Annotated in this window: 25 protein-coding genes; 21 read left to right on the top strand and 4 right to left on the bottom strand. The window is 59.2% G+C overall.

The window, feature by feature from the left end; all coding sequences use genetic code 11:
• Positions 1-55 precede the first annotated feature (55 nt).
• From infA to IEU99_RS05390, 10 genes are all read left to right on the top strand, one after another.
• Complete coding sequence (gene infA / locus IEU99_RS05345) at positions 56-274, top strand: translation initiation factor IF-1 (protein WP_013241245.1); 219 nt, start codon at positions 56-58, stop codon at positions 272-274.
• A gap of 194 nt (positions 275-468) precedes the next feature.
• Positions 469-837, top strand: coding sequence for a 30S ribosomal protein S13 (gene rpsM, locus IEU99_RS05350; RefSeq protein ID WP_123960829.1), 369 nt, complete (start codon positions 469-471; stop codon positions 835-837).
• Positions 838-840: 3 nt separating this feature from the next.
• The gene (gene rpsK, locus IEU99_RS05355) at positions 841-1,245 is read left to right on the top strand and encodes a 30S ribosomal protein S11 (protein WP_123960828.1); all 405 of its coding nucleotides are present in this window, start codon (positions 841-843) and stop codon (positions 1,243-1,245) included.
• A 20-nt stretch (positions 1,246-1,265) separates the two neighbouring features.
• The gene (gene rpsD / locus IEU99_RS05360) at positions 1,266-1,871 is read left to right on the top strand and encodes a 30S ribosomal protein S4 (RefSeq protein WP_128890429.1); all 606 of its coding nucleotides are present in this window, start codon (positions 1,266-1,268) and stop codon (positions 1,869-1,871) included.
• Positions 1,872-1,976: 105 nt separating this feature from the next.
• Positions 1,977-2,993, top strand: coding sequence for a DNA-directed RNA polymerase subunit alpha (locus IEU99_RS05365; RefSeq protein ID WP_128890428.1), 1,017 nt, complete (start codon positions 1,977-1,979; stop codon positions 2,991-2,993).
• Positions 2,994-3,059: 66 nt separating this feature from the next.
• Positions 3,060-3,566 (top strand): 50S ribosomal protein L17, encoded by a 507-nt coding sequence (gene rplQ, locus IEU99_RS05370; protein ID WP_128890427.1) that lies wholly within the window; start codon positions 3,060-3,062, stop codon positions 3,564-3,566.
• Between the two features lie 112 nt (positions 3,567-3,678).
• Positions 3,679-4,416: a DUF998 domain-containing protein gene (locus IEU99_RS05375; RefSeq protein ID WP_128890426.1), complete on the top strand. Its 738-nt coding sequence runs from the start codon at positions 3,679-3,681 to the stop codon at positions 4,414-4,416.
• Positions 4,409-5,248 (top strand): tRNA pseudouridine(38-40) synthase TruA, encoded by an 840-nt coding sequence (truA, locus tag IEU99_RS05380; RefSeq protein ID WP_128890425.1) that lies wholly within the window; start codon positions 4,409-4,411, stop codon positions 5,246-5,248. The genes IEU99_RS05375 and truA overlap by 8 nt, the downstream gene beginning before the upstream one ends.
• Positions 5,249-5,326: 78 nt before the next feature.
• Positions 5,327-6,790 carry a type VII secretion protein EccB gene (gene eccB, locus IEU99_RS05385; protein WP_128890424.1) on the top strand — a complete coding sequence of 488 codons (1,464 nt, stop codon included), beginning with the start codon at positions 5,327-5,329 and terminating at the stop codon, positions 6,788-6,790.
• Between the two features lie 303 nt (positions 6,791-7,093).
• The gene (locus tag IEU99_RS05390; protein WP_128890423.1) at positions 7,094-7,513 is read left to right on the top strand and encodes a TIGR02611 family protein; all 420 of its coding nucleotides are present in this window, start codon (positions 7,094-7,096) and stop codon (positions 7,511-7,513) included.
• Here IEU99_RS05390 and IEU99_RS05395 read toward each other — a convergent pair.
• Complete coding sequence (locus IEU99_RS05395) at positions 7,510-8,673, bottom strand: S8 family serine peptidase (protein WP_164931188.1); 1,164 nt, start codon at positions 8,671-8,673, stop codon at positions 7,510-7,512. The two genes, IEU99_RS05390 and IEU99_RS05395, sit on opposite strands and share 4 nt — an antisense overlap.
• Positions 8,670-10,265: a type VII secretion integral membrane protein EccD gene (gene eccD / locus IEU99_RS05400; protein WP_128890421.1), complete on the bottom strand. Its 1,596-nt coding sequence runs from the start codon at positions 10,263-10,265 to the stop codon at positions 8,670-8,672. The genes IEU99_RS05395 and eccD overlap by 4 nt, the downstream gene beginning before the upstream one ends.
• A 223-nt stretch (positions 10,266-10,488) precedes the next feature.
• Between eccD and eccCb the strand changes: the two genes are divergently transcribed.
• From eccCb to IEU99_RS05420, 4 genes are all read left to right on the top strand, one after another.
• Positions 10,489-14,118: a type VII secretion protein EccCb gene (gene eccCb / locus IEU99_RS05405; RefSeq protein WP_128890420.1), complete on the top strand. Its 3,630-nt coding sequence runs from the start codon at positions 10,489-10,491 to the stop codon at positions 14,116-14,118.
• Entirely contained in the window at positions 14,115-15,005 is an 891-nt protein-coding gene (locus IEU99_RS05410) for a type VII secretion-associated protein (RefSeq protein ID WP_188358290.1), read from the top strand. The genes eccCb and IEU99_RS05410 overlap by 4 nt, the downstream gene beginning before the upstream one ends.
• Before the next feature lie 168 nt (positions 15,006-15,173).
• Positions 15,174-15,491 carry a WXG100 family type VII secretion target gene (locus IEU99_RS05415; protein ID WP_123960817.1) on the top strand — a complete coding sequence of 106 codons (318 nt, stop codon included), beginning with the start codon at positions 15,174-15,176 and terminating at the stop codon, positions 15,489-15,491.
• A 16-nt stretch (positions 15,492-15,507) separates the two neighbouring features.
• The gene (locus IEU99_RS05420; protein ID WP_123960816.1) at positions 15,508-15,795 is read left to right on the top strand and encodes a WXG100 family type VII secretion target; all 288 of its coding nucleotides are present in this window, start codon (positions 15,508-15,510) and stop codon (positions 15,793-15,795) included.
• Positions 15,796-15,955: 160 nt separating this feature from the next.
• On the opposite strand, the gene IEU99_RS05425 is transcribed toward IEU99_RS05420, so the two are convergent.
• Complete coding sequence (locus IEU99_RS05425) at positions 15,956-17,185, bottom strand: hypothetical protein (RefSeq protein WP_128890419.1); 1,230 nt, start codon at positions 17,183-17,185, stop codon at positions 15,956-15,958.
• 267 nt (positions 17,186-17,452) lie between these two features.
• On the opposite strand from IEU99_RS05425, the gene rplM reads away from it, so the two are divergent.
• The 7 genes from rplM (at position 17,453) to IEU99_RS05460 (ending at position 24,063) form a co-directional block, all read left to right on the top strand.
• Positions 17,453-17,896, top strand: coding sequence for a 50S ribosomal protein L13 (rplM, locus tag IEU99_RS05430; RefSeq protein WP_123960814.1), 444 nt, complete (start codon positions 17,453-17,455; stop codon positions 17,894-17,896).
• Positions 17,893-18,429, top strand: a complete 537-nt coding sequence (gene rpsI, locus IEU99_RS05435; RefSeq protein ID WP_128890418.1) for a 30S ribosomal protein S9 — start codon at positions 17,893-17,895, stop codon at positions 18,427-18,429. Before rplM ends, rpsI begins: the two co-directional genes overlap by 4 nt.
• A gap of 323 nt (positions 18,430-18,752) precedes the next feature.
• On the top strand, positions 18,753-20,627 hold the full coding sequence (locus IEU99_RS05440; protein WP_164931187.1) for an acyltransferase family protein: 1,875 nt from the start codon (positions 18,753-18,755) through the stop codon (positions 20,625-20,627).
• A 140-nt stretch (positions 20,628-20,767) separates the two neighbouring features.
• Positions 20,768-22,111 (top strand): phosphoglucosamine mutase, encoded by a 1,344-nt coding sequence (glmM, locus tag IEU99_RS05445; RefSeq protein WP_128890416.1) that lies wholly within the window; start codon positions 20,768-20,770, stop codon positions 22,109-22,111.
• A gap of 67 nt (positions 22,112-22,178) precedes the next feature.
• Positions 22,179-22,481: a hypothetical protein gene (locus IEU99_RS05450; protein WP_128890415.1), complete on the top strand. Its 303-nt coding sequence runs from the start codon at positions 22,179-22,181 to the stop codon at positions 22,479-22,481.
• Positions 22,478-23,866 carry a hypothetical protein gene (locus IEU99_RS05455; protein WP_128890414.1) on the top strand — a complete coding sequence of 463 codons (1,389 nt, stop codon included), beginning with the start codon at positions 22,478-22,480 and terminating at the stop codon, positions 23,864-23,866. The genes IEU99_RS05450 and IEU99_RS05455 overlap by 4 nt, the downstream gene beginning before the upstream one ends.
• Positions 23,863-24,063 (top strand): hypothetical protein, encoded by a 201-nt coding sequence (locus IEU99_RS05460; protein ID WP_128890413.1) that lies wholly within the window; start codon positions 23,863-23,865, stop codon positions 24,061-24,063. The genes IEU99_RS05455 and IEU99_RS05460 overlap by 4 nt, the downstream gene beginning before the upstream one ends.
• On the opposite strand, the gene IEU99_RS05465 is transcribed toward IEU99_RS05460, so the two are convergent.
• Positions 24,060-24,896 (bottom strand): dienelactone hydrolase family protein, encoded by an 837-nt coding sequence (locus tag IEU99_RS05465; protein ID WP_128890412.1) that lies wholly within the window; start codon positions 24,894-24,896, stop codon positions 24,060-24,062. The two genes, IEU99_RS05460 and IEU99_RS05465, sit on opposite strands and share 4 nt — an antisense overlap.
• Between the last annotated feature and the right edge of the window lie 27 nt (positions 24,897-24,923).

Below are 24,923 nucleotides of genomic sequence, written 5' to 3' on the forward strand. Positions count from 1 at the left end.
CATTCAGGCTACTGAGCAGCAGTTTTGTTGCCAGGGTCTTAGGAAAGTGGAGGCTATGGCTAAGGAAGGCGCAATCGAGGTTGAGGGTCGAATTATCGAGCCTTTGCCCAATGCAATGTTCCGCGTCGAGCTCGACAACGGGCACAAGGTGCTCGCTCATATCAGTGGCAAGATGCGCCAGCACTATATCCGCATCCTCCCCGAGGATCGCGTTGTAGTGGAGCTTTCACCCTACGACCTCAACCGAGGTCGCATCGTTTACCGCTACAAATAAGTAACTTTCAGCCTTCATACTCTCAAGCCACGCCGCTTGTATAGCAGCGTGAGTGATGGATACCTCCAGCGACGGTGGCTGGAGCCCCGTATGACGTGTACACCCATCGTCCGGCGCCGACCGGGCAAAGCGTGTGCCATGTACGAGGACGAGTATGGAGAAAACCACCGTAACAACCGGAAAGGTACTGCCACATGGCACGTCTAGCTGGAGTTGACCTCCCGCGCAATAAGCGCATGGAGGTTGCACTCACTTACATCTACGGCATCGGCCCCGCCCGTGCCGCCACCTTGCTTGAAGAGACCGGCATCTCCCCGGACCTGCGCACCGACAACTTGAGCGACGAGCAGCTCTCTGCTCTTCGTGACGTTATCGAAGCAACCTGGAAGGTAGAGGGTGACCTCCGCCGTCAGGTACAGGCCGATATTCGTCGCAAGATCGAAATTGGTTCCTACCAGGGTCTGCGCCACCGTCGTGGTCTGCCCGTTCGCGGTCAGCGCACCAAGACCAACGCCCGCACGCGCAAGGGCCCGAAGAAGACGATCGCCGGAAAGAAGAAGTAATTCATGCCTCCAAAAGCACGTAGTGGCGCACGCCGTACCGGCCGTCGCGTCGTAAAGAAGAACGTGGCTCAGGGCCACGCATACATCAAGTCCACCTTCAACAACACCATCGTGTCCATCACGGACCCCAACGGTGCTGTGATCTCCTGGGCGTCCTCCGGCCACGTTGGCTTCAAGGGCTCCCGCAAGTCCACCCCGTTCGCTGCACAGCTTGCTGCTGAGAACGCTGCCCGCAAGGCAATGGACCACGGAATGAAGAAGGTCGACGTTTTCGTTAAGGGTCCGGGCTCGGGCCGCGAAACCGCTATCCGTTCTCTGCAGGCTGCCGGCCTTGAGGTTTCGTCCATCACCGACGTCACCCCTCAGCCCTTCAATGGCTGCCGTCCGCCGAAGCGTCGTCGCGTTTAAGAAAGGAAAGGTAACTTACTATGGCTCGTTATACCGGCCCAGCAACCCGTAAGTCCCGCCGCCTCCGCGTCGACCTTGTCGGCGGAGACATGGCATTCGAGCGTCGTCCTTACCCTCCGGGGCAGGCCGGCCGCGCTCGCATCAAAGAGTCTGAGTACTTGCTGCAGCTTCAAGAGAAGCAGAAGGCTCGTTTCACCTACGGCGTTCTGGAAAAGCAGTTCCGCCGTTACTACGCAGAAGCTAACCGCCTGCCCGGCAAGACCGGTGACAACCTGGTGATTCTGCTCGAGTCCCGCCTCGACAACGTGATCTACCGTGCAGGTCTTGCACGTACCCGTCGTCAGGCACGTCAGCTCGTGTCTCACGGCCACTTCCTGGTCAACGGCAAGAAGGTCAACATTCCTTCCTTCCGTGTCTCCCAGTACGACATCATCGACGTTCGCGACAAGTCGCAGAAGATGCTGTGGTTCGAAGAGGCTCAGGAGAACCTGGTCGACGCCGTCGTTCCTGCTTGGCTGCAGGTCGTCCCGGCTAACCTGCGCATCCTCGTGCACCAGTTGCCCGAGCGCGCTCAGATCGACGTTCCGCTGCAAGAGCAGCTCATCGTCGAGCTTTACTCGAAGTAATCGCAGCATGTGGTGCTTTTGCACCACGCGGTTACTGCCACTCGAATTTTCCTTTCCGTCCACAGACGTCAAATAGCGGTCGTCACCTCAAGGAGAGTCCTCTTCATGCTCATTTCTCAACGCCCTACTCTCACCGAAGAGTATGTTGATTCCGCTCGTTCACGGTTCGTCATTGAGCCGCTCGAGCCGGGCTTTGGCTACACCCTCGGCAACTCGCTGCGCCGCACCCTGCTTTCTTCTATCCCTGGTGCTGCTGTCACCAGCGTGAAGATCGACGGTGTGCTGCATGAGTTCACCACCATCAATGGTGTGAAGGAAGATGTTTCCGACATCATCTTGAACATCAAGGGATTGGTGCTGTCCTCCGACTCCGATGAGCCGGTTGTCATGTACCTGCGCGCCGAAGGCCCAGGTGAAGTCACCGCAGGCACCATCGAGCCTCCAGCAGGTGTTGAGATCCACAACCCCGATCTCCATATCGCTTCCCTCAATGAGCAGGGCAGCCTTGAGATCGAGATGATTGTGGAGCGTGGTCGCGGTTATGTTCCGGCAACGCTGTACTCCGGTACCAGCGAAATCGGCCGCATTCCCGTGGATCAGATCTACTCCCCGGTACTGAAGGTGAGCTACAAGGTCGAGGCCACTCGTGTTGAGCAGCGCACCGACTTTGACAAGTTGATCATCGACGTGGAAACCAAGAACTCCATGGCTCCCCGCGACGCCCTGGCGTCGGCAGGCAAGACCCTGGTTGAGCTCTTCGGTTTGGCACGCGAACTCAACACCGCCGCAGAAGGCATCGAAATCGGCCCCTCCCCGCAGGAGACCGAATACATCGCTGCCTACGGCACCCCGATCGAGGACCTGAACTTCTCTGTTCGTTCCTACAACTGCCTGAAGCGCCAAGACATCCACACCGTTGGTGAGCTCGCAGAGTGCACCGAATCGGACCTGCTGGATATCCGCAACTTCGGTCAGAAGTCGATCAACGAGGTCAAGATCAAGCTCGCCGGTTTGGGCCTGAGCCTCAAGGACACCCCTGAGGATTTCGACCCCACTCAGCTTGAGGGCTACGACGCCGCCACCGGCGATTACGTGGACACGGACCCGGAAGATTCCGAGTAAAAGCCCCCATGGGTCACCCTGGGTGACCCAACGCGCTCACAACATCCGTTTTACGAGGAGAACACTATGCCTACCCCTAAGAAGGGCGCCCGCCTCGGCGGTTCCGCGAGCCACCAGAAGCACATTCTGTCCAACCTCGCGGCACAACTGTTCGAGCACGGTGCCATCAAGACCACCGATGCCAAGGCTAAGATGCTGCGTCCTTACGCAGAGAAGCTGATCACCAAGGCAAAGTCCGGCACCATCGCCGACCGCCGTAACGTGCTCAAGCTGGTCAACAACAAAGAGATCGTCAAGCACCTCTTTGACAACCTTGCACCCCAGTTCGAGGGCCGTGAGGGTGGCTACACCCGCATCATCAAGCTCGAGAACCGCAAGGGCGACAACGCTCCCATGAGCCAGATCTCCCTGGTGCTCGAAGAGACCGTCTCCAACGAGGCCAACCGTGCTGCTCGCGCCGCTGCTTCCAAGCAGGCCGAAGAAGCCAAGGCTGAGGAGAACACCGAGGACAACGCTGCAGAAGCCACCGAGGCTGAAGCAACCGAGACCGAGGCTAAGGAAGAAGAGAACTAAAACACTCTTTCTTTCAGCACAACGGGTCGAAGCAGTGATGCTTCGGCCCGTTTTTTTGGGTTATGCTCAACCCAGACTGCACCCCTCAAAGCCGAATCAAAAGGATTGCGCCTTGTTCCGAAACCACCACAACAAGCTCTCAGTAGCAGGTTTTGCCATCTTGCCGGCGGTGGCATTACTTTGGCTCGGACAATTCATCGCCATGCTCATGTGGGATGGCACCTACCTGCCAGACACCATGTACATCAGCGACCTCGGCGCACGCGAATGCGAGGTGCTCTACGATGCAACCATGCCCCGTGCGGTGTGCAGCCCAGGGCATATCTTCTACATCATCGGCTTCCAACTCGCCGGCATCCTGCTTTTGCTCAGTGCCACCGCCCTGCGCGGCCTTGGAGTAGACCACAAGGGCGCAGCCTCGAAAAAGCCACCCTACCGCGGCGCGCTGATCAGCGCCTTTGGCCTCGCCACCGTGGGCATCTGCCTGGTGCTCAACGCCATGTTGGATGTAGGCGATAGCGTGATCATCCACCACCTCTGCTTCGGTATTGGTTGCGCAGCGCTGTGGGTAGTGATGCTAAGTAATGCCGTGATCTCCTTGCGCTACCAGCCCTTGCTCAAACAACCCAGCCAACCACTGCTGAACAAGACCCAGGCGATTATCACCCTGATCATCCTGGCAATCTCCGTTGCCGGCTATCTGCTCTTCGTGTTCAGCCCGCCACCAGCTTCCTACGGCCTCTACCAACACATCGCCGTCGATAGCGGTGCGGTGTGGATGCTGTTGTTTGCCAGCGTGCTGATCAAGCTCTCCCGTACCAAGGCATCCTCTGCGAGCACCCATGCCTAGAATCCGCATCGATCTTGCCTACGACGGCAGCAATTTTCACGGCTGGGCACGCCAAGGCAACCAGGACCTAAGAACGGTGCAAAGGGTGCTCGAAGACGCCCTCCAATTAATCCTGCGTGAACCTATCGCACTCAGCGTCGCAGGAAGAACCGATGCCGGGGTGCACGCCAGCGGCCAAGTGGCGCACTTCGATGTCCCCTCAAGCGCCCTCGATACCCGAAGCATTGATGGCGACCCATCGAGGCTGGTGCGCAGGCTTGCCCGGCTGTTGCCCGAAGACGTGCGCATCCACCGCTGTGCATTCGCCCCAGAGGGTTTCGACGCACGTTTTTCGGCCCTGGCCCGCCACTATCGCTATCGCATCACCACCCACCCGCGAGGTGCCTTACCCACCAGAGCTGCTGATACCGCCGCATGGCCGAAACAGGTGGACCTGCAGCGCATGAATGATGCCGCACAGGCGCTGATTGGCCTGCATGACTTCGCCGCTTTTTGTAAGCACCGCGAGGGAGCCACCACCATCCGCGAGCTCCAGGCCTTTAGCTGGCACGATATTTCCACGCCAGAGGAGCCACAGCTCTACGAGGCGCGGGTACAGGCCGATGCCTTTTGCTGGTCGATGGTGCGATCCCTGGTTGGTGCCTGCCTCGTGGTGGGAGAGGGGCGCCGCGAGGATGAATTCACTCGCCGGCTGCTGAGCCAAAGCAGCCGTTCAAATAATGTACCGGTTGCCCCAGCGAAAGGGCTTAGCCTGGTGCAAGTGGACTACCCGCCGGCTGAAGAACTCGCCCAGCGCGCCAACGCCACCCGGGCAATAAGAAGCCTGGATTAAAAACAGGTGGGAACCGCACACCGCGCAATTGCGTCTAATTCCTAGTGAGGGTTATTTTGCCAACACTAGGAGGCCACCATGGCGCAGCCGCCGATGCGTCCCACCACCAAAGCCCAAGTTTCAGGGCATAAATTCTTAAGCCGAAGGCTCGAACTTGGGGTAGCGCTTGGCGACGAGCGCATGCTGCATGATCCACTCGGCAAACGTCGCAAAGCTGTGGCAGCAGGCCTAGCCATCAGCATCTTGCTGTGTGTAGGATCCGCCGCCTTGGCGTGGCTCAAACCCGAACCCGACCCTGGCGATGCGCCCATCCTGAAAGCCCAAAGCGGCCAATTGCTGGTGCGCGAGGAACAGGTGTTGCACCCCGTGGCAAATCTGGCATCGGCAAGGCTGCTGGTAGGCGAGCCTGCTCATCCCATCAAAGCTGGTGATCAGATCCTGCGCCAAACCCCCATCGCCGCACCGGTGGGCATCGTGGATGCACCAGGGATCCTGAGTGATCAGCCAGTAGAGCAACCATCCTGGAGCCTATGCACCACCCAAGGCCCAAATACACCAAGCAGCGGGATCCCAAGAATCCCAGGGGCCGTGGAGCATATTGTGCTTGGCCAGGAACAGGTGCCCAGCTTGGAGAAAAGCAAGGGCATTTTGGCTGCCGTGGGCGCTCAAGAGTGGATCATTAGCCATAACCAACGCCTCTTACTCCCAGCAGAAGACACCCCTGAGGGCAGGGCGATCCGAAGGCAGATGAATATCGACCACTCCACCGCCAGGTGGCGGCCACCGGAGGATGTGCTCAATGCCATCGCTGAAGCTCCGCCGGTGCCCCAATGGCACGGCGATATCCTCCAAGCAGAAGATCAAGCCTGGTTGAGCCTGCCCCAGGGCATCATTGCGCTTACGCCACTGCAGCGCGATATCTTGCTCGATTTGGGCAATAACCTGAAAACGCTTGGGCGCACTGAATTGACGCAACGCAGCGATGCGCAGCGCAGTATCGATCTACCCGAGCGCACCGTGGAATGGATCGACCCGGCAGCACAACCGATCTGCATCCAAACCCAATGGCAGCAGGGTGAATTTGAGCATCATGTTGGCGTGGCTGCACTATCAGCAGAACAACTTTTAGCACAGGCCGTCGCCTTGCCGGGCACCTCAGTGGCAACACATGCGCATACCTTCGGCACAGCCATTGGAGTACGCACCATCAACGGCACCCACGTGATCGGGGAGTCGGGACTTCGCCATAAAATCAGCGATGCCAACTACCAAGCCCTCGGCTTGGCAGCACCAGTGATGATGCCCTGGGTACTGCTCCGGCTCCTGCCCGAGGGCAGCGAACTTTCCGCCAAAGCCGCAGGCAGAAGCTTTGTAGAACCGACCACACCACAATCTCAAGAGCGCGCACCCAAACTCCACAACCCTGCACCTGGTGAACCTGCCAAGGAAGATAGTGCCCAAGGAGCACAAGAAGCACCAGAGCAACAAGGCCAATCCGAGGCGCCCGAGGATAAGGAGCCACCTCAGGATTCAGAAGGTTAAGAATCCTCCACACCTAGCGGGCGTTGATCACAGGAAGCAAAGGCATAGGCAAAAAGGCCTTGGAGCACCGCGACGTGCTGCCGGGGCCTGGGGTTGTTGTGCGATGCAGTGGTGGTGCGCTGGGGTAGCCGCTGTACTAGAGCTGATGTACTAGAACTCACTGCGTACCGGGACTGTGAGGTTGAAGACGAACCCAGGAGCGAGGAAAAAGAGAAGCGCTACACTTGGTTTTAGCCCTTGTCCTGATCAAGGGGGCTGTGCCAAGCTAGCAATTTGTGATGCTTGAAGGAGGTGGAGCTTGCCGTGGGCAGTATGCGTGATGCCGTAGCTGAAAGAGTCGAACGCCTGGAGCGGAATCACCAGGCGTTAAAACAGCGGCGTTATGGATTCCTCGTTCGCCCGCTCGTGCTCACCTTAGGCACCCTGATCGTGATTGTCGGGCTCATCACCATTCCTTTCCCCGGCCCAGGCTGGCTCACGGTATTTATCGGCATTGGTGTTCTAAGCCTTGAGGTGCACTGGGCTGCACGCCTTCTCGGTTGGGGCGTTACTTCCTACGACCGCTTTAGCACCTGGTATCAGCCACAGCCGAAAAAGGTGCGATACTCAATCATTTCCGGCACAGTGCTCGCCGCCTGGATTACGGTTCTTGGCATCACATGGGTTGGCTGGAAAATGGGGATGTTCCCAGCACTAGATCCCGTGCTCGCCTCTACGCCCTAATTGCCGTGGCGCCGCTCAGTGCCGCGCAGCGCCACTAACACGATGCCGAGCAATCCGAAACCGAGCAATAACAGCAGGAGCTTATTCCAACCCTGCGTCACCACCGGCGAGCGGGCAGCTAGGTGGATCTGATGCTGTTGCGCTGGCTCATGCCGAAAGGTCAGGCTTCTTAAAGGATCCACCACCCCGGCATTGGGATCAACGCTGTGATACAGCATCGCCCGCAATGCAGCAGGGGAGGCCTCGGGGTAGCGTTGCCGCAAGAGCGCGAAGGTGCCTGATACTAAGGGGGCAGCAAAGCTGGTGCCCTCAAAGGCTGCGGTGGAGTTATAGCTGGTGGTAGCTGAGGCCAATCCGCTGCTACGAGGATCTATTGCAGCCAGCACCTGCCCAGGGGCACTGAGTGCACCACCTTGCACGGGCATGGAGTATGCAGCCAAGGTGCGCTCATCGCTGGTGGCGCCAACACCTACCACCAGCGGGTGCGCCGCCGGTAGTCCTTGACTGTGTTCGGTGCAAGGGCCTCCAAGATTGCCGGCAGCAGCCACCATCACAATGCCACGGGCTTCTGCCTTTTTAATCACCTGGTCTAGAGGCGTGTGCTCTAAGGATTGATCCTGTGGCACGCAGGCCACCACCGAAATATTGATCACATCTACGTCGCGTTCAATCGCGGTATCGATGGCTTCTACCAAGGTGGCGATGGTGCCGGCGGTATCCTCGCGCCGTTGATCGCCTGCTTGCCGGATTCCCAAAATCTCTGCGCCTGGGGCCACACCAACCACGCCATCGCCATTGTCGTGGGCAGCAATCACCCCGGCGACGATGGTGCCGTGGGCTTGGCAATCACCGGCCTCATTGTCCGGGTGCAGCTTAAGGCGAGGGTGCGCTTCTACGCCTGTGTCGATCACGGCAACTGTTACCCCGGTGCCGTCGGCAAAGCGATGGGCGTGGCGATACGCATCGCTGCTCAGCGCCTGAGAAGCAACCTGATGGCTATCAGCAGGAACCGTACCGGGGCATTCTGCACCTTGAGCCACGCCAACGAGGCTGCCCGCAGGCACAAGAAGTGCTCCGAGGCCGATACCCAGTGCGCACGCCACTCCAACAGCACGCCGGGCAGCAATCACATTCTTGAGGCCTGGAAGTTTCGCCCTCATCCCGCATGCCCCCTGAGCAGGGCAAAAAGCCCAAGGATGTGCAGCGTTAAGGGGATGGCAAGGCATACGGCGGCTGCTTCTAGGCGTTCGAGCCACACCACGGTGGTGGGGGCTACTGTGCGCAAGCGTGGCGACCAAGCACTCGCAAGGGCTAAGGCTCCACAAGCAACACCTGCTAGAGCCAACCACACCCAGTGTCCGTGCGCAGCAGCACTCACACTCGCGCTGAGCAGCGCTGCCATTGCCACAAGCCACATGCACCAAATGCTCATCGTTGATTGATGCCGGTGAGCATGCAGCACCAACGCCAATGCCACACATAACCCCAAGGCAACGCAGGCACCGGCCTGGGAATGTAACCCCAGGCTTGGCAAGCTGCCACAGGCAAGCAAGAACAGCGCAGGGATAGAGCTACAGGCGATGGCCACATGGAAGCCGTTGAAAATAACGCGCGCAACCTTGGCCTGTTCATTCAGCAGCGCCGGGTCGTGTTCCCCATCGCCATGCCCCAAATCCTCACCGGCCGTTGGCACCCTGGGCACACTTAGGCCGGCAAGGTGCGCCGCAAGCAATGGCGCGGCCAGGGCAAATAGTGCGCCGCCAAGGATAACCAGGGCACTGGCGCCAACGATCCACCCAAAGGGATCGCTGAGGTAGCGCTGGTGCAACCATCCAGCCGGTGCTGCACAGCCAAGCAGCAAACATGTGCTCAAGCTGGCAATACAAGAGGTGCGCAGGGCGTCTGCTTCTTCTTGGCTCAAGGTGCCATTGCATCCCAGCTTCTCTGCGTGCTTGGGCTGCCACATGTTCGAGCCTTCACCGGCATCCGTCGTGGGCAGTCCTGCTTCGTGCTTGCCCGCTAGTTCACCTTTCGTGCTCGGCGTCTTCTTTGCAGCGATGCCTCGGCGAAGCGGCCCATCTTCGAGGTAGCCGATGCGCAGGTGCATCCCGGTGCGCACCCGGACGATTGCCCAGCACACGCCAATGGCACTGGCCGCTGCCGCCACCGCGGCGATCAGCCCCCACACAGCATCTTCTGCATGATTGCCTGCCACATAAACCCCAGCACCGATGCCCACAAGCACGGCGATCATGGGCATGATCAGCGGATTTGGCTGAAAAGCAAAGGCGGCAGTCAGGAGCACCGCAGCGATCATGCAGGCCAGCCCGGCGTCGATCGTTGAGGCGCTGAGGCAAAGCAGGGCGATGCACCCTAAGGCCCCGGTGGCGGCAGCGGCGATGGAGGTATGCCGCGCCGGGCGTTCAAAGTGGGCAAGGGCCGAGACGGCTTCGGCGGAGTCGCGCAGCACCGGCACGGGCGTGGGTCTGCGAGGCCTGAGCATCACCACCGATCCGTGGCCGAGGCCCATGGTGGCGATGGCTTCGTTGGCATCAAGTTCAATGCCGGCTGGTGTGGTGGCTTGCCAGGGCACGCTGACTGCTGGTGCCTGGGTGAGGTCGAGGACTTCCGCGAGCACTTCGGCGATGCTCGAACTTGCCGGAATCGACATATCCACGGCCTGAACCTTCTGGCTTGTTCTGCCGGAGTCGATGCGAAAATGCAGCCGAATGTCCTGGTCTACGACGTGCACAATATTTCCCCCTTGAGTGAATGCCGGGGCTTGTGATGCCCCACGCAGTGATACGCAATCGGGTAGCGGTGCTGTGCGATTCCCCAATCGCACGCTATCCCTTTTGCTGCAAGCTATCTTGACCTAAGCTCAAGGTCGTGTCCACCGGAACGCGGGTGGCACCGGAGATTGTGTACGGGGGTACACAACTTTGGGGGATTGATCAAAAGGGGGATTGATTTTCGTGACTCGCACGTTGGCTCGAAAGCTTTTCGACGCACCACTGCCGCACAGCACCGACGCTCGCAGCCTTGCATCTGAGACGGATACAGCCATAGAGCCACCCATTGTGCCGGACTTGCCACAAGGCAACCTCAAAGCACAGGCAGTGCCGAAGGCTCAACAGCCGCAACCATTGCCGTGGCCGCGGATCATCATGCCGGTGGTGATGGTGTTGGCCATGGTAGCCATGGTGGCGTTTATGGTCTTATCCCAGGCCACCTTCAATCCAATGATGATGATGTTCCCGCTGTTTATGGTGGTGTCGATGTTGGCGATGCTGCAGCCTAAAGGCAGCAATGAAGAAGACGACACCCGCCGCAGCTACCTTCGCCACCTGGTGGTGTTGCGCGATCAAGCCTTAGAAAACGCTGCGATCCAGCGCCAAAGGGAACATACCCTGCATCCAAATGCCAATACGTTAAGCCAAGGGCCTGTTGAGCACCGTGAACAGCGTGATCCTCAGCATGAGCACTTCATGGCGGTTCGCCTTGGAGTGGGACGCACCCCACTTTGCACACCGATTGAGGTAGAAGATCCTGGGAATGCAGAAGACCTCGACCCGGTCTGCGCTATTGCGCTGCGCAGGGTAGTGCGAGCTGTTGGCACCATCCCGGAAATGCCCGTGGTGCTTCAACTGCAGGCATTCCCAATCATTGCTGTTGTGGGAGAGCAGGCTGCTGCTGCGATCCGACAGATGCTGCTGCAATTGGCCTATCACCATCAGCCGGCGCACGTCAGCATCGAGGTCGATGCGCCTTTACGTCAGCTTTGGCAGTGGCAATGGTTGAAATGGTTCGCGCACTCCACTGCCCATGCACACCACGGTGTGCATATCGTCGATGCTCAGCATCACGATGCCGCGAGCATGCCGGGCATCAGCACAAACCGCACCTTGGTGCTGTGCTTTCAAGGAGATCTTGCTCAAGCAGAGCTGCACCCAATGGTGGCCTTGGCAGAAGCAGAAGGTTTGGTGCTGCTTGCTCAACACGACCGGATCAGTGTGCTCACCGAGGCCGGTGTGGAAGATTTAGGCCAGCTCGAAGTAGCGAGCGTCGCTGCGGCTGCGCACCTAGCGCGAAGCCTGGCCACCAGCGATCCCCAGGGCGGATCACCTTTAGGCTCGCAGCCGCTTGAGGGGCTATTCCCGGAGGTAGAACAGTTACGCAAACGCTGGGTTGCCAGAGGCCCGCAACGGCTTCAAGTGCCGATTGGTGTGCGCGAAGATGGCGCAAGCCTGCTTCTAGACCTCAAAGAATCCGCCCACGGCGGCATGGGGCCGCATGGTCTATGTGTGGGCGCGACCGGCAGTGGTAAATCAGAATTGCTGCGCACCCTGGTTGTATCGCTTGCTGCTCTGCACGATCCAGAGACGCTGAATTTTGTGCTGGTGGATTTCAAAGGCGGCGCTACGTTCTTAGGCCTGGAAAAGCTGCCACATACCTCCGCGGTGATTACGAACCTTTCTGAAGAAGCCGTGCTAGTCGAGCGCATGCATGCCGCCATCGCAGGTGAAATGCACCGCCGCCAGGAGCTGTTAAGAAAGGCCGGCAACTTTGCCAACGTGGGTGAATACATGGCTGCCCGTGAACACCGCCCAGAGCTCGAAGCCATGCCGGCCTTGGTCATTGTGGTGGATGAATTTTCGGAACTGCTCGGCCAGCACCCAGATTTTGCAGACCTTTTTGTGGCGGTGGGAAGGCTTGGCCGTTCTTTGCACATGCACCTGCTGTTGGCCTCGCAGCGTTTAGAGGAAGGCAAGCTGCGCGGGTTGGATTCTCACCTGAGCTACCGCATTGGGCTCAAGACCTTCTCCTCGGCGGAATCTCGCCAGGTACTTGGTGTTGCCGATGCCTATGAGCTGCCCAATACTCCCGGCGCCGGGTTATTAAAAACCGCCGATGGCGAATTGCTGCGCTTTCATACCGACTATGTTTCTGGGCCTTTAATGGTGCCAGCCCAAGCCCGCGATGCCTCCGGGAGGGCTCGCCGCTGGGATGGTTGGGAATCCACCGAGGTAGATATGTGCGAAGCCACCTCGGGTGCAACCTATTTGGAATCCTTGGTAGATGCCGCGGTGCAGCTTGGCAGCGAGTTAGGTATGCAGGCACGCCAAGTGTGGTTGCCGCCGCTGCCCGAGGCAATCGCGCTGGCCTCGGTGGTGCAACCCGAAGGTGATTTGCGCGCAGCCATTGGCATTATTGATCGCCCTTTCGAGCAGCGCCAGGATCCCTTGGTGCTGGATTTCCATGGCCAGCAGGGTCACGCCGCCATCTGTGGTGGGCCACAGTCGGGTAAAACCACTGCCCTTCGCACCTTGGCGCTTGCTTTGGCGCTTAAGCACAGCACCCAGCACCTGCGCATGTATGTGCTTGACCTAGCGGCGAAGGATTTGGCGGCGCTGGCGCAGTTGCCGCACGTGGCTGGGGTGGCGCATCGCGATGAGCCGGAAAAGGTGGCTCGCATCATCGATGAGGTGCTTGGCCTGGTGGATGATGCCGAGGCGCGCCACACCTTCTTGCTTATCGACGGCTGGCATGTGCTGGCAGCCGAGTATGAAGAACACTTGGAGTCTTTGAACCGGATAGCCGCAGATGGTCTGGCCTCCCGGGTGCACTTGGTGCTCAGCACCCCCAGGTGGACGGCAATGCGACCTGCGGTGCGTGATCTGATTGCCCAAAGAATCGAGCTGAAATTAGGAGAGGCGCTCGATTCTTTGATTGATCGCAAAGTCCAGGAACGCCTCCCGCACCGCCCAGGCTTAGGCGTGCATCACAGCAAAGAACAAATGCTCATTGCCCACAGCGCGGCCCAAGATATCGCCCATGTGGCCAGGCATTGTGCCGATCAGCCACGGGTGCCTGCACTCAAGCTTTTGCCGCACACCATCAGCGTGGATGCGCTGGAGCGCAAGGGCGCGGTGGCACTTGGTGTTGGAGCTAAGGACCTCAAGGCAGTGGCGTGGGACTGGAATCAATCACCGCATCTGCTGTGTTTCGGCGCCCAAGGCTCTGGAAAATCCACGCTGCTTGCCTCTGTGATGCAGCAGGTAGCAGCCATGGATCCGAAGCAGGCGCGCCTGGTGTTAATTGATCCGCGCCGCAGTCATCTTGGCAGCGTGCCGGAGCACATGTTGGCCGGATATGCCGGCTCGCGCCAAGCAACGGAGGCGCTGATGGCAGAGACGCTGATTACCCTGCGTGGGCGTTTGCCTGGAGCTGAGTTAAGTGCCGAGCAGCTTCGGGCTCGTACTTGGTGGGAAGGCCCGGAGCTATTTGTCTGCATCGATGATGCAGACCTCTGCGATGCCGCCTCCCTTGCGCCGCTTCTAGAGGTGTTGCCACATGCCCGAGATATTGGTTTGCATGTGGTGCTGATCAGAAAGATGGGCGGGGCCATGCGGGCGCTATTCCAGCCCCTGTTGGCTGAGCTTAAAGATCAACACCCACTGGTGTTGCTGCTCAGCGGTGAACGCGATGATGGTCCCCTCTTCGGTGTGCGACCAAGTGCACAAATCCCGGGGCGTGCGGTGTGGATTGAACGCGGAAGCCAGCAGGGGATGCTGCAGGTTGCCGTGCCGAAGGAAACCTTATGAGCACGTTGAGCATCAGCGTCTTAGATGCCGCCACCATTTTCGAAGGCCCGGACACGCTGTTTCGTTATGACTTACCCGGCACCGGCATCGTCGAGGGGTGGGCTACCGAGGCGGTGATTGCACAAGCCAAAGAGCTTCTTGATGGTTGGGAACATGGCGATGTTGAACTCATTGGCGAAGGTGAGGCCGTTGAGATCCTCAAAGCTGAGCTGCTTGCCGCTGGTGCACAGGTGATTGAGCCTGAACCGCAGGTAGCGCAGGTAGAGCCGCGGCGCGCAACGATGCCGAAATTGGCTATAAAGCAGCAGTGTGGGGTGTCGAAAAGGCAAAAGATCGCCTGGGGATTGATCACGAGCGTGGCGCTATTGGCGGTGATTGCTTCGTGGCGTTGGCTTGCAAGTGCCGATGCGCCAGCGCCCATTGAGGCCCAGGCGGAGCCGAGTAAAACCACTGTGGCTTCGATCAGCACCCCTGCGCCGCCTGCTGCTAAAGCTCCTGTGTTGCGCAGCATGGAATTAGATGGGCTTCGCGTGAAGCTGCCGGTGGATTTTGGGTTGGCGGCAAGTGATGGCGATGTGATGGCAACGGGCGAGGACCCGAATCTGAGGATCCTGCTGAGCAAGGAGCAGCCAGGCAGAAGCTTAAGCAACACCCTCGATGCGGTGCGAGTCGATGATTCCCTGGAGGTCCTTGAGGCTCACGCCCGTGTAGCTGAGGCACCCGCGGTGGTGTACTTAGAGCGCGCAGCCGATGGTTCCCAAGTGCGCTGGACGCAATGGCAGCGCGGGGAGCACATGCTATTTGTCGGTTGCCAAACGCGTGAGGCTGCATCGAACCAGCAATTAGCGGCCTGTGACCAGGCAGTTGCAAGCCTTGAGCTGGGGTGAACAAAGAACTTTGCTTGAAAAGGGAACCGCTGGGCTGGCAATTACGTCTAACAGTAGTGAGTGCTTAGCAACGGCCTTCTGGCCGGGCTGGCACCTCAGCACTGATGCTCTCGGGGAATGTCAGTGATCAATTTGAACCGCGTAACAGTTCTACAAAGGGGGAATCACGTGACCAGTGCGTTTCGTACAGAATCCGACGTAATGGTGAGCACCGCCGCTCGGGTGGATGACACAAATAATGAAGTACAAGGCGAATTGACCAGGCTGCGCGGCGTAGTCGATGCAGTTCGCGGATCTTGGGTGGGAAGTGCTCAGCACAGCTTTGATGGGCTGATGGAACGCTGGAATGCTTCCGCGCGTGATCTGCAGCAGGCGCTGCAATCCATCGCCGATAACATCCGCTCCAATGCAGGATCCTTTGACCACACCGAAGCCGACAACGTGGCAGCCTTCAACGCCGTGGGCGGCCAAGGCCTAGCACTGTAAATAAGGGGGAACAACCATGGACATGATCAAGTACGGATTCGGTGAAATCGAAGCCGCAGCAGGAGATATTCAATCCACCTCCGGGCGCATCAACGCCCTCTTGGAATCGCTGCGCGCACACATCCAGCCGATGGTGAGCACCTGGGAAGGCGAATCCGCCACCGCATACCAGCAGGCCCAGGCGCAGTGGGATCGCGCAGCCGCGGAGCTCAACACCATCCTTTCCACCATCGCCAACACCGTCCGTCAGGGCAATGAGCGCATGAGTGAGGTGAACCGTTTGGCAGCAGCTTCCTGGGGCTAGAAGCTTTTCGACGCCCCCGCGCCCATCAACAACGCACCTCGATACATGGCAACGAACGCGAGGCCTGCTGCTTTGATTGGCGCCCCGCTTCCGATACTGCGAACGCGCAACCAGGGCAGGTTGCGCGTTTCGTGCTTTTCGGCTGCAGCCTTCCGAGGCGCTACGTGCTGTGGGTCTTGAGAAGTTCCTGCAGGTCGCTTTTCTGGACGGGCTTATCCGTCGCACGATTCTTTAAATCCTTACTGATGTTTAGCCTGAATCCTTGGCCACTACGGTAGAAGCATCTGGCTTTGGCTGATGCACTCGATTTGATGGTGCTATCCAGCCACTTGACGCCATTATCGCCGAAGAGCGAACCTCGGAATACAACGATGGCGTTTCTCTCCTCAGCCGTTCCCATGAAGGTGCGCACGTACTCCAAAATGGGCCGTTGAGAGGGCAAGAAACGCCCGAAATCTGCGTTTTGGTCAGCGACGTTGAGCTCAAAATCTTCGGAATGCAGCAACTTTTTTAGGTCCGCACCAGTTTTAGACGCGTAGGGATGCAATTCGACCTGTGCTACCAAGTCCGAGGTTGATATATTCCTCTCTTTTTCTGGAAAGAGGGATCGCAGATATGTCTTGGCGTCAGGAGCGCCAAAGTAGGTTGTGTGCCAGTTGTGCTTTCCCATGGGCCACTCTTCGGGATCCTGTGGAAATAGTTCTTCCCCGCCCCAAAGGCTGGCACTATCGCCATGGCAATTTAATGGAGGGCAGAAAGCAAAGTCCGGGCTCCTGCCGTCCATAGACCAAGGGACTAAGACTTCTTCGCCTCTGATGTGTCGCAGCAGCTTTTCTTGTTCTTGTTTCCATTGCTCTCGTGCTCGTTTGCGAACACGTTCAGACTTCTCATCGGCCGTATCGCTTGGGTTAAAACCATAGAGATCTCCGATGCAGTAATGCAGCTTGCCCCGTGTTTTCCATGGCAGAGCGGAAAAGGGGCGACCCATGACCCAGTCGGAGTACTCATGAAAGCCAGGGTTCATGGTCACTACCAACAAGCGAGCGGCTGAGAGATCCCCCATGAACGGTTGCGGTACTGCCGGGTAGAGCGGAAGTGCCTTTGCATCATCGGCTTGGAACTCTTTGAGCTTGTTGCCTTCATAACCGTTCACCCAGGAACGAAGCGTTGCTAGGCGCTTGCCTTCTGGGTCAGCCTCGTCTTTCAAGAAAGCAACATCTTTGGGGTGGATAAACGTATCAGGTTCGAGTTCTCCCTGATCGAATTCACCATTGCCATGCAGAAAAGCCTCAAAGGGCTTGCCGTTTAAAAACCCGTCATTCCAGAAATTGGTCACAGCGTTGGCTGCCTCTTGTAGGCGCTGGCTAGCGTCCTTCTTTGTTTCGCTCATATCTATTAATCAACTCCCCAAGCCTATTGCGGGCAAGTGTTTTCGAGGTGGACGAGAGGGGAGCTGGCCGTGGGCGTCGAAAAGCAAGAAGCCTTCGAGCATTTTTGGCTGTGTGCTGCCAATGGGGTAGGGTAGAGCGCCTGTGTGGAGTGTGCCCTTTTTCGGGCGCACAGCAGATCACCTCGGGTCTCCACCGGCCGCCGTGAGTGATCTTCCATTCGAGACTTTTGGCTGGCAGTTCTAGACAGACTTAAAAGGAGTCATTCAGTGTCTACTTACCACCCGAAGAGCGGTGACATCACCCGCAAGTGGTACGTCGTTGACGCGACTGACGTTGTGCTTGGTCGTCTTGCAACCCACGTAGCTGACCTGCTGCGCGGTAAGGGCAAGCCCCAGTTCGCACCGAACGTTGATTGCGGCGACCACGTGATCGTCATTAACGCTGACAAGGTTCACGTTTCCTCCAACAAGCGCGAGCGTGAAATGCGCTACCGCCACTCCGGCTACCCGGGTGGTCTGAAGAGCATGACCCTTGGTCGTTCGCTTGACCTGCACCCCGAGCGCGTTATCGAAGAATCCGTGCGCGGCATGATGCCCCACAACCGTCTTTCCCGTGCATCCGTGAAGAAGCTGCACGTGTTCGCCGGTTCCGAGCACCCCTACGCAGGCCAGAAGCCCGAAACCTACGAGATCAAGCAGGTGTCCCAGTGAGCGAACAGAACGTAAACGAAAACTTCGAGGCAGAAGCAGCCGACATCGCCGCTGCTGCCGCCGCTTCCGAGGAATTCACCAACACCATTGGTGACGCTGTAGCCGTTGAGGCCGAGGTTGAAGAGGCCGAGGCTCCTTCGCTGCACGAAGGCCCCATCCAGACCGTTGGTCGCCGTAAGCGCGCCATCGTGCGCGTGCGCATGGTGGAGGGCTCCGGCCAGTTCATCTGCAATGGCCGCAGCCTGGAAGAGTACTTCCCCAACAAGCTGCACCAGCAGTTGATCAAGGCTCCTCTGGACCTGATCGACCGCGACGGCCAGTTCGACATCGTGGCAAACCTCACCGGTGGCGGCCCCACCGGCCAGGCTGGCGCTTTCCGCCTCGCCATTGCCCGTGCACTCAACGTGTACAACCCGGCTGACCGTGCCGCCCTGAAGAAGGCTGGCTTCCTTACCCGTGACGCTCGTGCCGTCGAGCGCAAGAAGGCCGGTCTGCACAAGGCACGTCGTGCCCCGCAGTACTCCAAGCGTTAAGCCAACACTTATACGCTTCAGCAACGCCGCCAACTCCCGCATCGTTCGGGGTGGCGGCGTTTGCCGTTGCAGCGACCACCCCAGCAGCCACCACAGCGGCCAGGTGCCGCACATCCGACACCTGGGGCTCCTGCCGGGTTGCCCAAGGGCTTGATTCCAGGCGCTGATAGGATAGCGGGGTTATTATCCAAACGCCCGAGGCACTTGGGCGTGGCACAACACCGTAATAGAGCACCCGGATGGCACCTTCTTTCTTTCACGCCCATGACAAAGGCGCAGCTCGCAAGGGGATATTCAAACCCAAGCGTGCACCGCGCCTGCCCATGACTGTGGAATCACACAACCTCGGCGGGGAGCCGATCGGAAAGAAGATCCGGCGTGTACCAGGCATCGACGGCCTGCGTGGCATCGCAGTATTGGCCGTGGTGATCTACCACTTCGCACCTCTGCTTCTACCGGGTGGCTACCTGGGCGTGGATGTCTTCTTCGTCCTCTCCGGCTTTCTAATCACCTCCCTGTTACTGCGTGAATACGCGGCCACCGGCGCGATTAGCCTCAAAGACTTCTGGGTACGCAGGTTACGTCGAATAGTTCCCGCAGCCACCATGGTGCTGCTGATCACGGTGCCGATAATCAGGCTCTTTGGCGGCAATCTCGCCGTTGGCCTGGACAAACAATTCTTTGGCTCCCTGCTCTTTGTCAATAACTGGGTGCAAATCGCCAACGACAACACCTACTTTGGCCAAGATCAAGTGCAGATCTTTGCCCACTATTGGTCGCTGGCGGTAGAAGAACAGTTCTACATCCTCTTCCCGCCAATCGTGGTTGGCTTGCTCTGGCTGCTGCGCAGGTTCGGGCGGCGCTCGATCCGGCCTGTGCTCATGGCGGTGTTCCTTCTAGGTGCTGCATTCAGTGCCACGTGGATGGCCATCAAGGTAGAACCAGGCCAAGACCCCACCCGCGTCTATTACGGCACCGATACCCACGCCTTTGGCCTATTAATCGGCGCGGCCCTCGCAGCGTTGCTCACCTCTACCAGCAAAACGGCAAAGGATTCATGGCCGCGGCATTCTCGGGGCCTGCGCACGCTGCTTGGCATCGTTGGCGTGATCGCCTTTGTGCTGCTGCTGTGGCAGATGTGGGCCATGGGTGATGATCTCACCTTTACCTATCGTGGTGGTTTGGTCATCGCCAGCACGCTCACAGCAATCGTGCTGGCAGCCACCGTGTTTGAAGTCGGGCCGATCAGCAGGCTCATGGAATTGACACCACTGCGGTGGCTTGGCGAGCGCTCCTTTAGCCTCTACCTCTGGCACTGGCCGATCATTCAGCTTTTGCGCCATTGGTTCCCCGAACAACCCTGGCAGCTCTTGGCCATCATCGCCGTGGCGGTGTCCTTGCCGCTTTCGGCTTGGTCGTATCGCAATATTGAAACCCCCATCCGGCGCGGTGGATACCTCAAGGCCGCAAAACGCCGCATGGCCACGCTCACCTCACCGGATCTGCGGCCAGTGCGCGCCTGGATCACCACGGTATTGGCAGTGCTTGTGCTACCAAGCGCCACGATTGCCTCGCTGGTCACTGCCCCGGATAAAACCGATCTTGAACGCTTCCTGGATCAAGCAGCAGCCCAGCAACAAAAGGCAGAGGCAGCAGAAACCACCAAGCCGAAGCCCGTGCGCGAGATGCCGAAGGGCAATCAGATTTCGGCCGTGGGCGATTCCGTGATGCTGGCCAGCGCGGAGGTGCTGCGCACAGAATTCCCCGGCATCTACGTTGATGGTGAAGTCTCGCGCGCCTTGGTCACCGCGAAGCCGATCCTGCAGCAGATGATTGCCGACGGCACCCTTGATCAATTTGTCGTGCTCGGCTTTGGCACCAATAGCCAAGTTGATGATGAACTCATGGACGAGGTGATGGAGGTGCTCGGATCGGATCGCATCGTGGTGATCACCGAGCCCTATGGTGATCGTCCCTGGATTCCTTATTCACGCGAAGCGATCCTGAAAGCAGCAAAGCGTTATAGCAACCTCTATGTCGCGCCCTGGTGCCAGGCAGTGGCCAGCGATTCGCTGATGCTTCGCGATGATGGCATTCACCCCACCCCCGAAGGCGCCTTGGTGTATGCCGATACCATCCGCGATGCCTTCAAGCAGTGGAAAGACGATAAGAAGGTCGTGCCAAGCACCTGCGGCTAGGCCCCAAGCACCTGCGGCGAGGCCGGTGCACCCGCGGCGAGTCCCGCGCAGCTTCGCTGGCCAGCATCGCCTGAGCTTCGCCGGCCACAAAGTCGGGGTGGAGGCCTAGGTTCTCAGCCTTGGCAGGCATAATGCTTGGTATGACTCGTCTTTTCGGTACCGATGGTGTTCGCGGTTTGGCGAACAAGAAGCTCACGGCTCAACTTGCCCTGCGCCTCGGCGCGGCTGCGGCAGAAGTGCTGACTCGCGATAATCGCAGCGGCAGTCGCCGTCCGGTAGCAGTAATTGGGCGAGATCCACGCGTCTCCGGTGAAATGCTTGCCGCTGCGCTGGCCGCAGGCATGGCAAGCCGCGGCGTGGACGTGCTCCGCGTAGGCGTCCTGCCCACCCCGGCAGTCGCCTTCCTGACTGACTTTTATGGCGCCGATATGGGCGTGATGATTTCTGCTAGCCACAACCCGATGCCGGATAACGGCATCAAGTTCTTCTCCAAGGGCGGCCACAAGCTGCCCGATCATGTAGAAGATGAGATCGAAGAAGTCATGGAAGGCCTGGAGGAATCCGGGCCCACCGGCCACGGAGTAGGCCGTGTGATTGAAGAGGCCACCGATGCCCGCGAACACTATTTAGATCACCTGCGCACCTCAATGCCCGAGCAACTCGACGGCATCAAAGTGGTGGTGGACTGCGCTAATGGTGCCGCCAGCGAGGTTGCCCCCATGGCCTATGCAGCAGCCGGCGCTACCGTGGTGGCCATTCACAATAAGCCCAATGCCTACAACATCAACGATCACTGCGGTTCCACCTACATCGATCAGGTGCAAGCCGCGGTGCTTGAGCACGGCGCTGATTTAGGCCTTGCCCATGATGGTGACGCCGATCGCTGCCTGGCGGTAGACGCTGAGGGCAATGTGGTCGATGGCGATCAGATCATGGCGATTCTTGCTCTGGCCATGCAAGACAATGGCGAGCTGCGAAAGAACACCCTGGTGGCAACGGTAATGAGCAACCTTGGCCTGCACATTGCTATGCGTGAGGCTGGCATTACGCTGCTAAACACCAAGGTGGGCGATCGCTATGTGTTGGAAAAGATCAACGAGGGCGGCTACAGCCTCGGCGGCGAGCAGTCCGGCCACATTGTGATGCCCGATTTCGGCACCACCGGTGATGGCACGCTTACTGGCCTGGCACTGATGTCTCGTATGGCCCAGACTGGGGTTTCTCTGAAGTCCCTGGCCGAAGCCATGAAGGTATTGCCGCAGGTGCTCATTAACGTCCCTGTTTCGGATAAGTCGGCCATCGAATCCCACCCCGAGGTGGTTGCTGCGATCGAATCGGCCACCGACGAGCTTGGCGATACTGGCCGCGTGCTCCTTCGCCCCTCCGGCACCGAGGAATTATTCCGCGTGATGGTCGAAGCAGAGGCCGAAGAAAAAGCCCGCCGCATCGCGGGTGCCCTCGCAGCGGTGGTTTCTAAAGTCTAAGGGAACCGACCCCAAGGTTTTTGCGTCAAATACTAGTGAAGGTTTTTGGCTCAACAATTTTGGGGGAATGATGACGTACATGGCATTGGATGCCGCCAAGGCACTTGCCGTTTTGACACAACTTTCGGGCGAAGTTTCAACCCAGCGCACCTCGCATGCAGCGGCTTCGCCCCACCTGGCACCGGGGAGCACAGGCCGCGACTTCGGCGCCCAACAAGCTGCCCTGGAGCGGCTTTTTGCTCTGCTCCACCACCAGCACCAACGCCGCTACGACACCTTGGCCGATGCCACAAAGAAGGCAAATTCCCAGGTAGAAGCGGCTCGCGAGACAGAAGCCGGCAATGCCGCTGCCTTTGGGGGTTCGCAATGAACCCCTCTTTTCAGCTTTTCGACGCCGCGGTGCAAGGCCTTCGCGGTGCCTCCAATGGCCTGTATGCAGGCCCGCACACCTCAAGGGCTGCCCTTGAGCACGCCTTTGGGGCAACTGCTGGGCTGAATCCCAGCGCCGTGGCGGCAGCAGCGAAGAACATCGGCGGCAAGAGTGACCCAGAAAATACCGGGGTGCTCGGCACCTTGGGCGCTGAGGTTTTAGAGTTCTTTGCCGAACAAGCCATCAGCGAAGGCATTGAAAGCCAGATTGAAGAACTCTTCCAAGGCCACCAGCGCAATACTGATATCGGCCAATCCGCCGGCAGGGCAGGCGAGGCCATGGAATGCATCGATCAAGAAGCAGCGCGCACCTGCAATACCGCCTTGGGGGCATTAAGCGCTGCGATGGGGCCACTTTTGAGCGCGATTAGCGCCACCAACCCCATACTCAATCCCCTAGCGGGGGCGGGAATTTTTCAAGGGCTGGTTCGCACAGCCGAAGGGCTTATCAATGCCACGTCCACGTTGATCATGGGCACCTGCCAGGCCAGGGACGAAGCCATCGGCGCCTGCTTGGACCAATTGCGAGGTGAATGCGAATCCGCAGCCACAGCACCCAGCAGCACCAGCCAGCAGTGCCTCGAACACCAAGGCGCCACCCCAGCTCCAGTGCCTCCACCAGCGGCACCTGAGCAGGTGGCTGAGCACAAAGCACCAAGCCCAGTTTCGGGTGGATCGGCAACGCCGGTGACAAGCACACCTGAACAACCAACCCAGCCTGCGGCGCCAGCATTACAGAAGGCGGGGGTGCATCCGGCGTCGATAAGCCCGCAAGCAACGCCACTGCCAGGTGTAGCAGCCGGGATTGGGCAGGCCGTTGGGGCTGTGGCGCAGGGTGTAGCTGAGCAGCTCACACAAGGGGCGGCCCAGCTTGGTGCGCAGGCAGGCCAGGGTGCGGCGCAAATCGGGGAAGGGGGCGTGATGCAAGAAACGGGGATGCCGGCCCAAACTATGGCTGAGGCGATGCAAGGATTTGGCATCTCGATCGACATTGATGCAGATATTCACCTCGGCGGGTGTGAGGAAGTCCCCGAGGCGCAGCCTGAGCCCGAGTGCCCTGAACCGTCTGCTCCTGAGCCGCCTGCACCTGAGCCGGAGGAGGCCGAGCAGAACAGCCCACCGCCTGCAGAAGCTGAACCTCAACCGCCTGCACCTTCAAAGGCGGAACTTGCAGCGAATGCCGCCAAACCCCAATACGCCGCGAGCGCAGCAACTGCAGGCGCCGAGGCATCAGTGGCACCAGAGCCTCCCGCGCCCGAGCCGCCTGCTCCTGAACCACCCGCACCTGAACCACCTGTGGCGAAGAAGGCAGGAGGGTGGTCATGAGCTACGAGGACTACATTGCCGATTTTCGCAAGCGCACCGCCCAACGAGTAGCGGATTTTGAAAAACTCGTGCGCGAGGCAGAAGCCGCGGTGCAAGCAGCAAAGCACAAAACTGCAGACGCCTCACCTGTACAGCCTCAAGCAACAACAAAGCCCCGAAAGCGCGGGCGCGTTCGGGGCATCTTGCATTCTTCCTAGCGTTTGAAGGTGCCGAGGTCGGCTCGCTCTTTCAAATCCTCGCCGGTGTAGATGCGGGTCTTTTTCAGCTCCTGCTCGGGATCCGAAAAAGCCTGGTACTTGTTCTCGCCGGCGAGCTCGTGAAGGAAAAAGCCGGTGGTCAGGCCACGCACCTGCTCGCGCACGCCAGTTTTAATGCCGCCGGTGCCGGTGGCCAGCTTAAACAGCACATCTTCGCTTAAGACCTGCGAACGGCCCTTTTCCATTTCGCGGTACACCACATCGCCGCCCCAGTTGGCGGCCATCTTAGCGGCATTGCCGTAATCGAAAAACGCCTCTTCATCAGTGGTGATGACCAAGCCAGGGGCCTGCACCTTGGCTGCCAATTCCTCGGCATTCGGGTGGCTCGTGGCGGGGTAGAGTGCGGCAACGGCAGCAACATTGTCGCGCTGCGCTGCAGCAAGCACGGCCGCGGCAGCGCCCATGCCGTGTCCGGCGACACCGATGCGCCCAGGGGCAACGCTGACGTTGCCGGTGCCGAGCTTCACGCCGGTGAGGATCTGCAAGCAGGTTTCAATATCTGCTGCGAAACCGCGAACATCGGGGATCCAACCGCGCTCGGTGTTCGGTGCCGCTACTGCAATACCCCAGCTTGCGAGGTGACGCAGCGTGCCGTGGTATTTTTCTACGCCCTTCTTCCAATCGTGGGCGAACACCACACCAGGAATGCCATTGCCTTCGGCTGGGGTGTACACACGCCCCTCGATGCCTGCGTAGGCAAGGTCGCCGACGAGGACGCGGTGAGGGCCGCGCTTAGAAAGCTTTGGTAGTTGCTTGGACAGTTTGGTAGCCACGGTGTCTAAGGATAGTGGATACCAGCG

Origin of the sequence: Corynebacterium pelargi (assembly GCF_014635485.1) — a bacterium.
GTDB lineage: Bacteria > Actinomycetota > Actinomycetes > Mycobacteriales > Mycobacteriaceae > Corynebacterium > Corynebacterium pelargi.

What these genes read in the sequence shown, in the direction of transcription:
- IEU99_RS05455 (WP_128890414.1), top strand. Translation starts at nt 22,478, where the DNA reads ATGAACCCCTCTTTTCAGCTTTTCGACGCCGCGGTGCAAGGCCTTCGC.
- IEU99_RS05440 (WP_164931187.1), top strand. Translation starts at nt 18,753, where the DNA reads ATGACTGTGGAATCACACAACCTCGGCGGGGAGCCGATCGGAAAGAAG.
- rplQ (WP_128890427.1), top strand. Translation starts at nt 3,060, where the DNA reads ATGCCTACCCCTAAGAAGGGCGCCCGCCTCGGCGGTTCCGCGAGCCAC.
- rpsD (WP_128890429.1), top strand. Translation starts at nt 1,266, where the DNA reads ATGGCTCGTTATACCGGCCCAGCAACCCGTAAGTCCCGCCGCCTCCGC.
- IEU99_RS05365 (WP_128890428.1), top strand. Translation starts at nt 1,977, where the DNA reads ATGCTCATTTCTCAACGCCCTACTCTCACCGAAGAGTATGTTGATTCC.
- infA (WP_013241245.1), top strand. Translation starts at nt 56, where the DNA reads ATGGCTAAGGAAGGCGCAATCGAGGTTGAGGGTCGAATTATCGAGCCT.
- rpsK (WP_123960828.1), top strand. Translation starts at nt 841, where the DNA reads ATGCCTCCAAAAGCACGTAGTGGCGCACGCCGTACCGGCCGTCGCGTC.
- IEU99_RS05395 (WP_164931188.1), bottom strand. Translation starts at nt 8,673, where the DNA reads ATGAGGGCGAAACTTCCAGGCCTCAAGAATGTGATTGCTGCCCGGCGT.
- truA (WP_128890425.1), top strand. Translation starts at nt 4,409, where the DNA reads ATGCCTAGAATCCGCATCGATCTTGCCTACGACGGCAGCAATTTTCAC.
- IEU99_RS05410 (WP_188358290.1), top strand. Translation starts at nt 14,115, where the DNA reads ATGAGCACGTTGAGCATCAGCGTCTTAGATGCCGCCACCATTTTCGAA.
- IEU99_RS05450 (WP_128890415.1), top strand. Translation starts at nt 22,179, where the DNA reads ATGATGACGTACATGGCATTGGATGCCGCCAAGGCACTTGCCGTTTTG.
- rpsM (WP_123960829.1), top strand. Translation starts at nt 469, where the DNA reads ATGGCACGTCTAGCTGGAGTTGACCTCCCGCGCAATAAGCGCATGGAG.
- IEU99_RS05425 (WP_128890419.1), bottom strand. Translation starts at nt 17,185, where the DNA reads ATGAGCGAAACAAAGAAGGACGCTAGCCAGCGCCTACAAGAGGCAGCC.
- IEU99_RS05420 (WP_123960816.1), top strand. Translation starts at nt 15,508, where the DNA reads ATGGACATGATCAAGTACGGATTCGGTGAAATCGAAGCCGCAGCAGGA.
- eccB (WP_128890424.1), top strand. Translation starts at nt 5,327, where the DNA reads ATGGCGCAGCCGCCGATGCGTCCCACCACCAAAGCCCAAGTTTCAGGG.
- IEU99_RS05460 (WP_128890413.1), top strand. Translation starts at nt 23,863, where the DNA reads ATGAGCTACGAGGACTACATTGCCGATTTTCGCAAGCGCACCGCCCAA.
- glmM (WP_128890416.1), top strand. Translation starts at nt 20,768, where the DNA reads ATGACTCGTCTTTTCGGTACCGATGGTGTTCGCGGTTTGGCGAACAAG.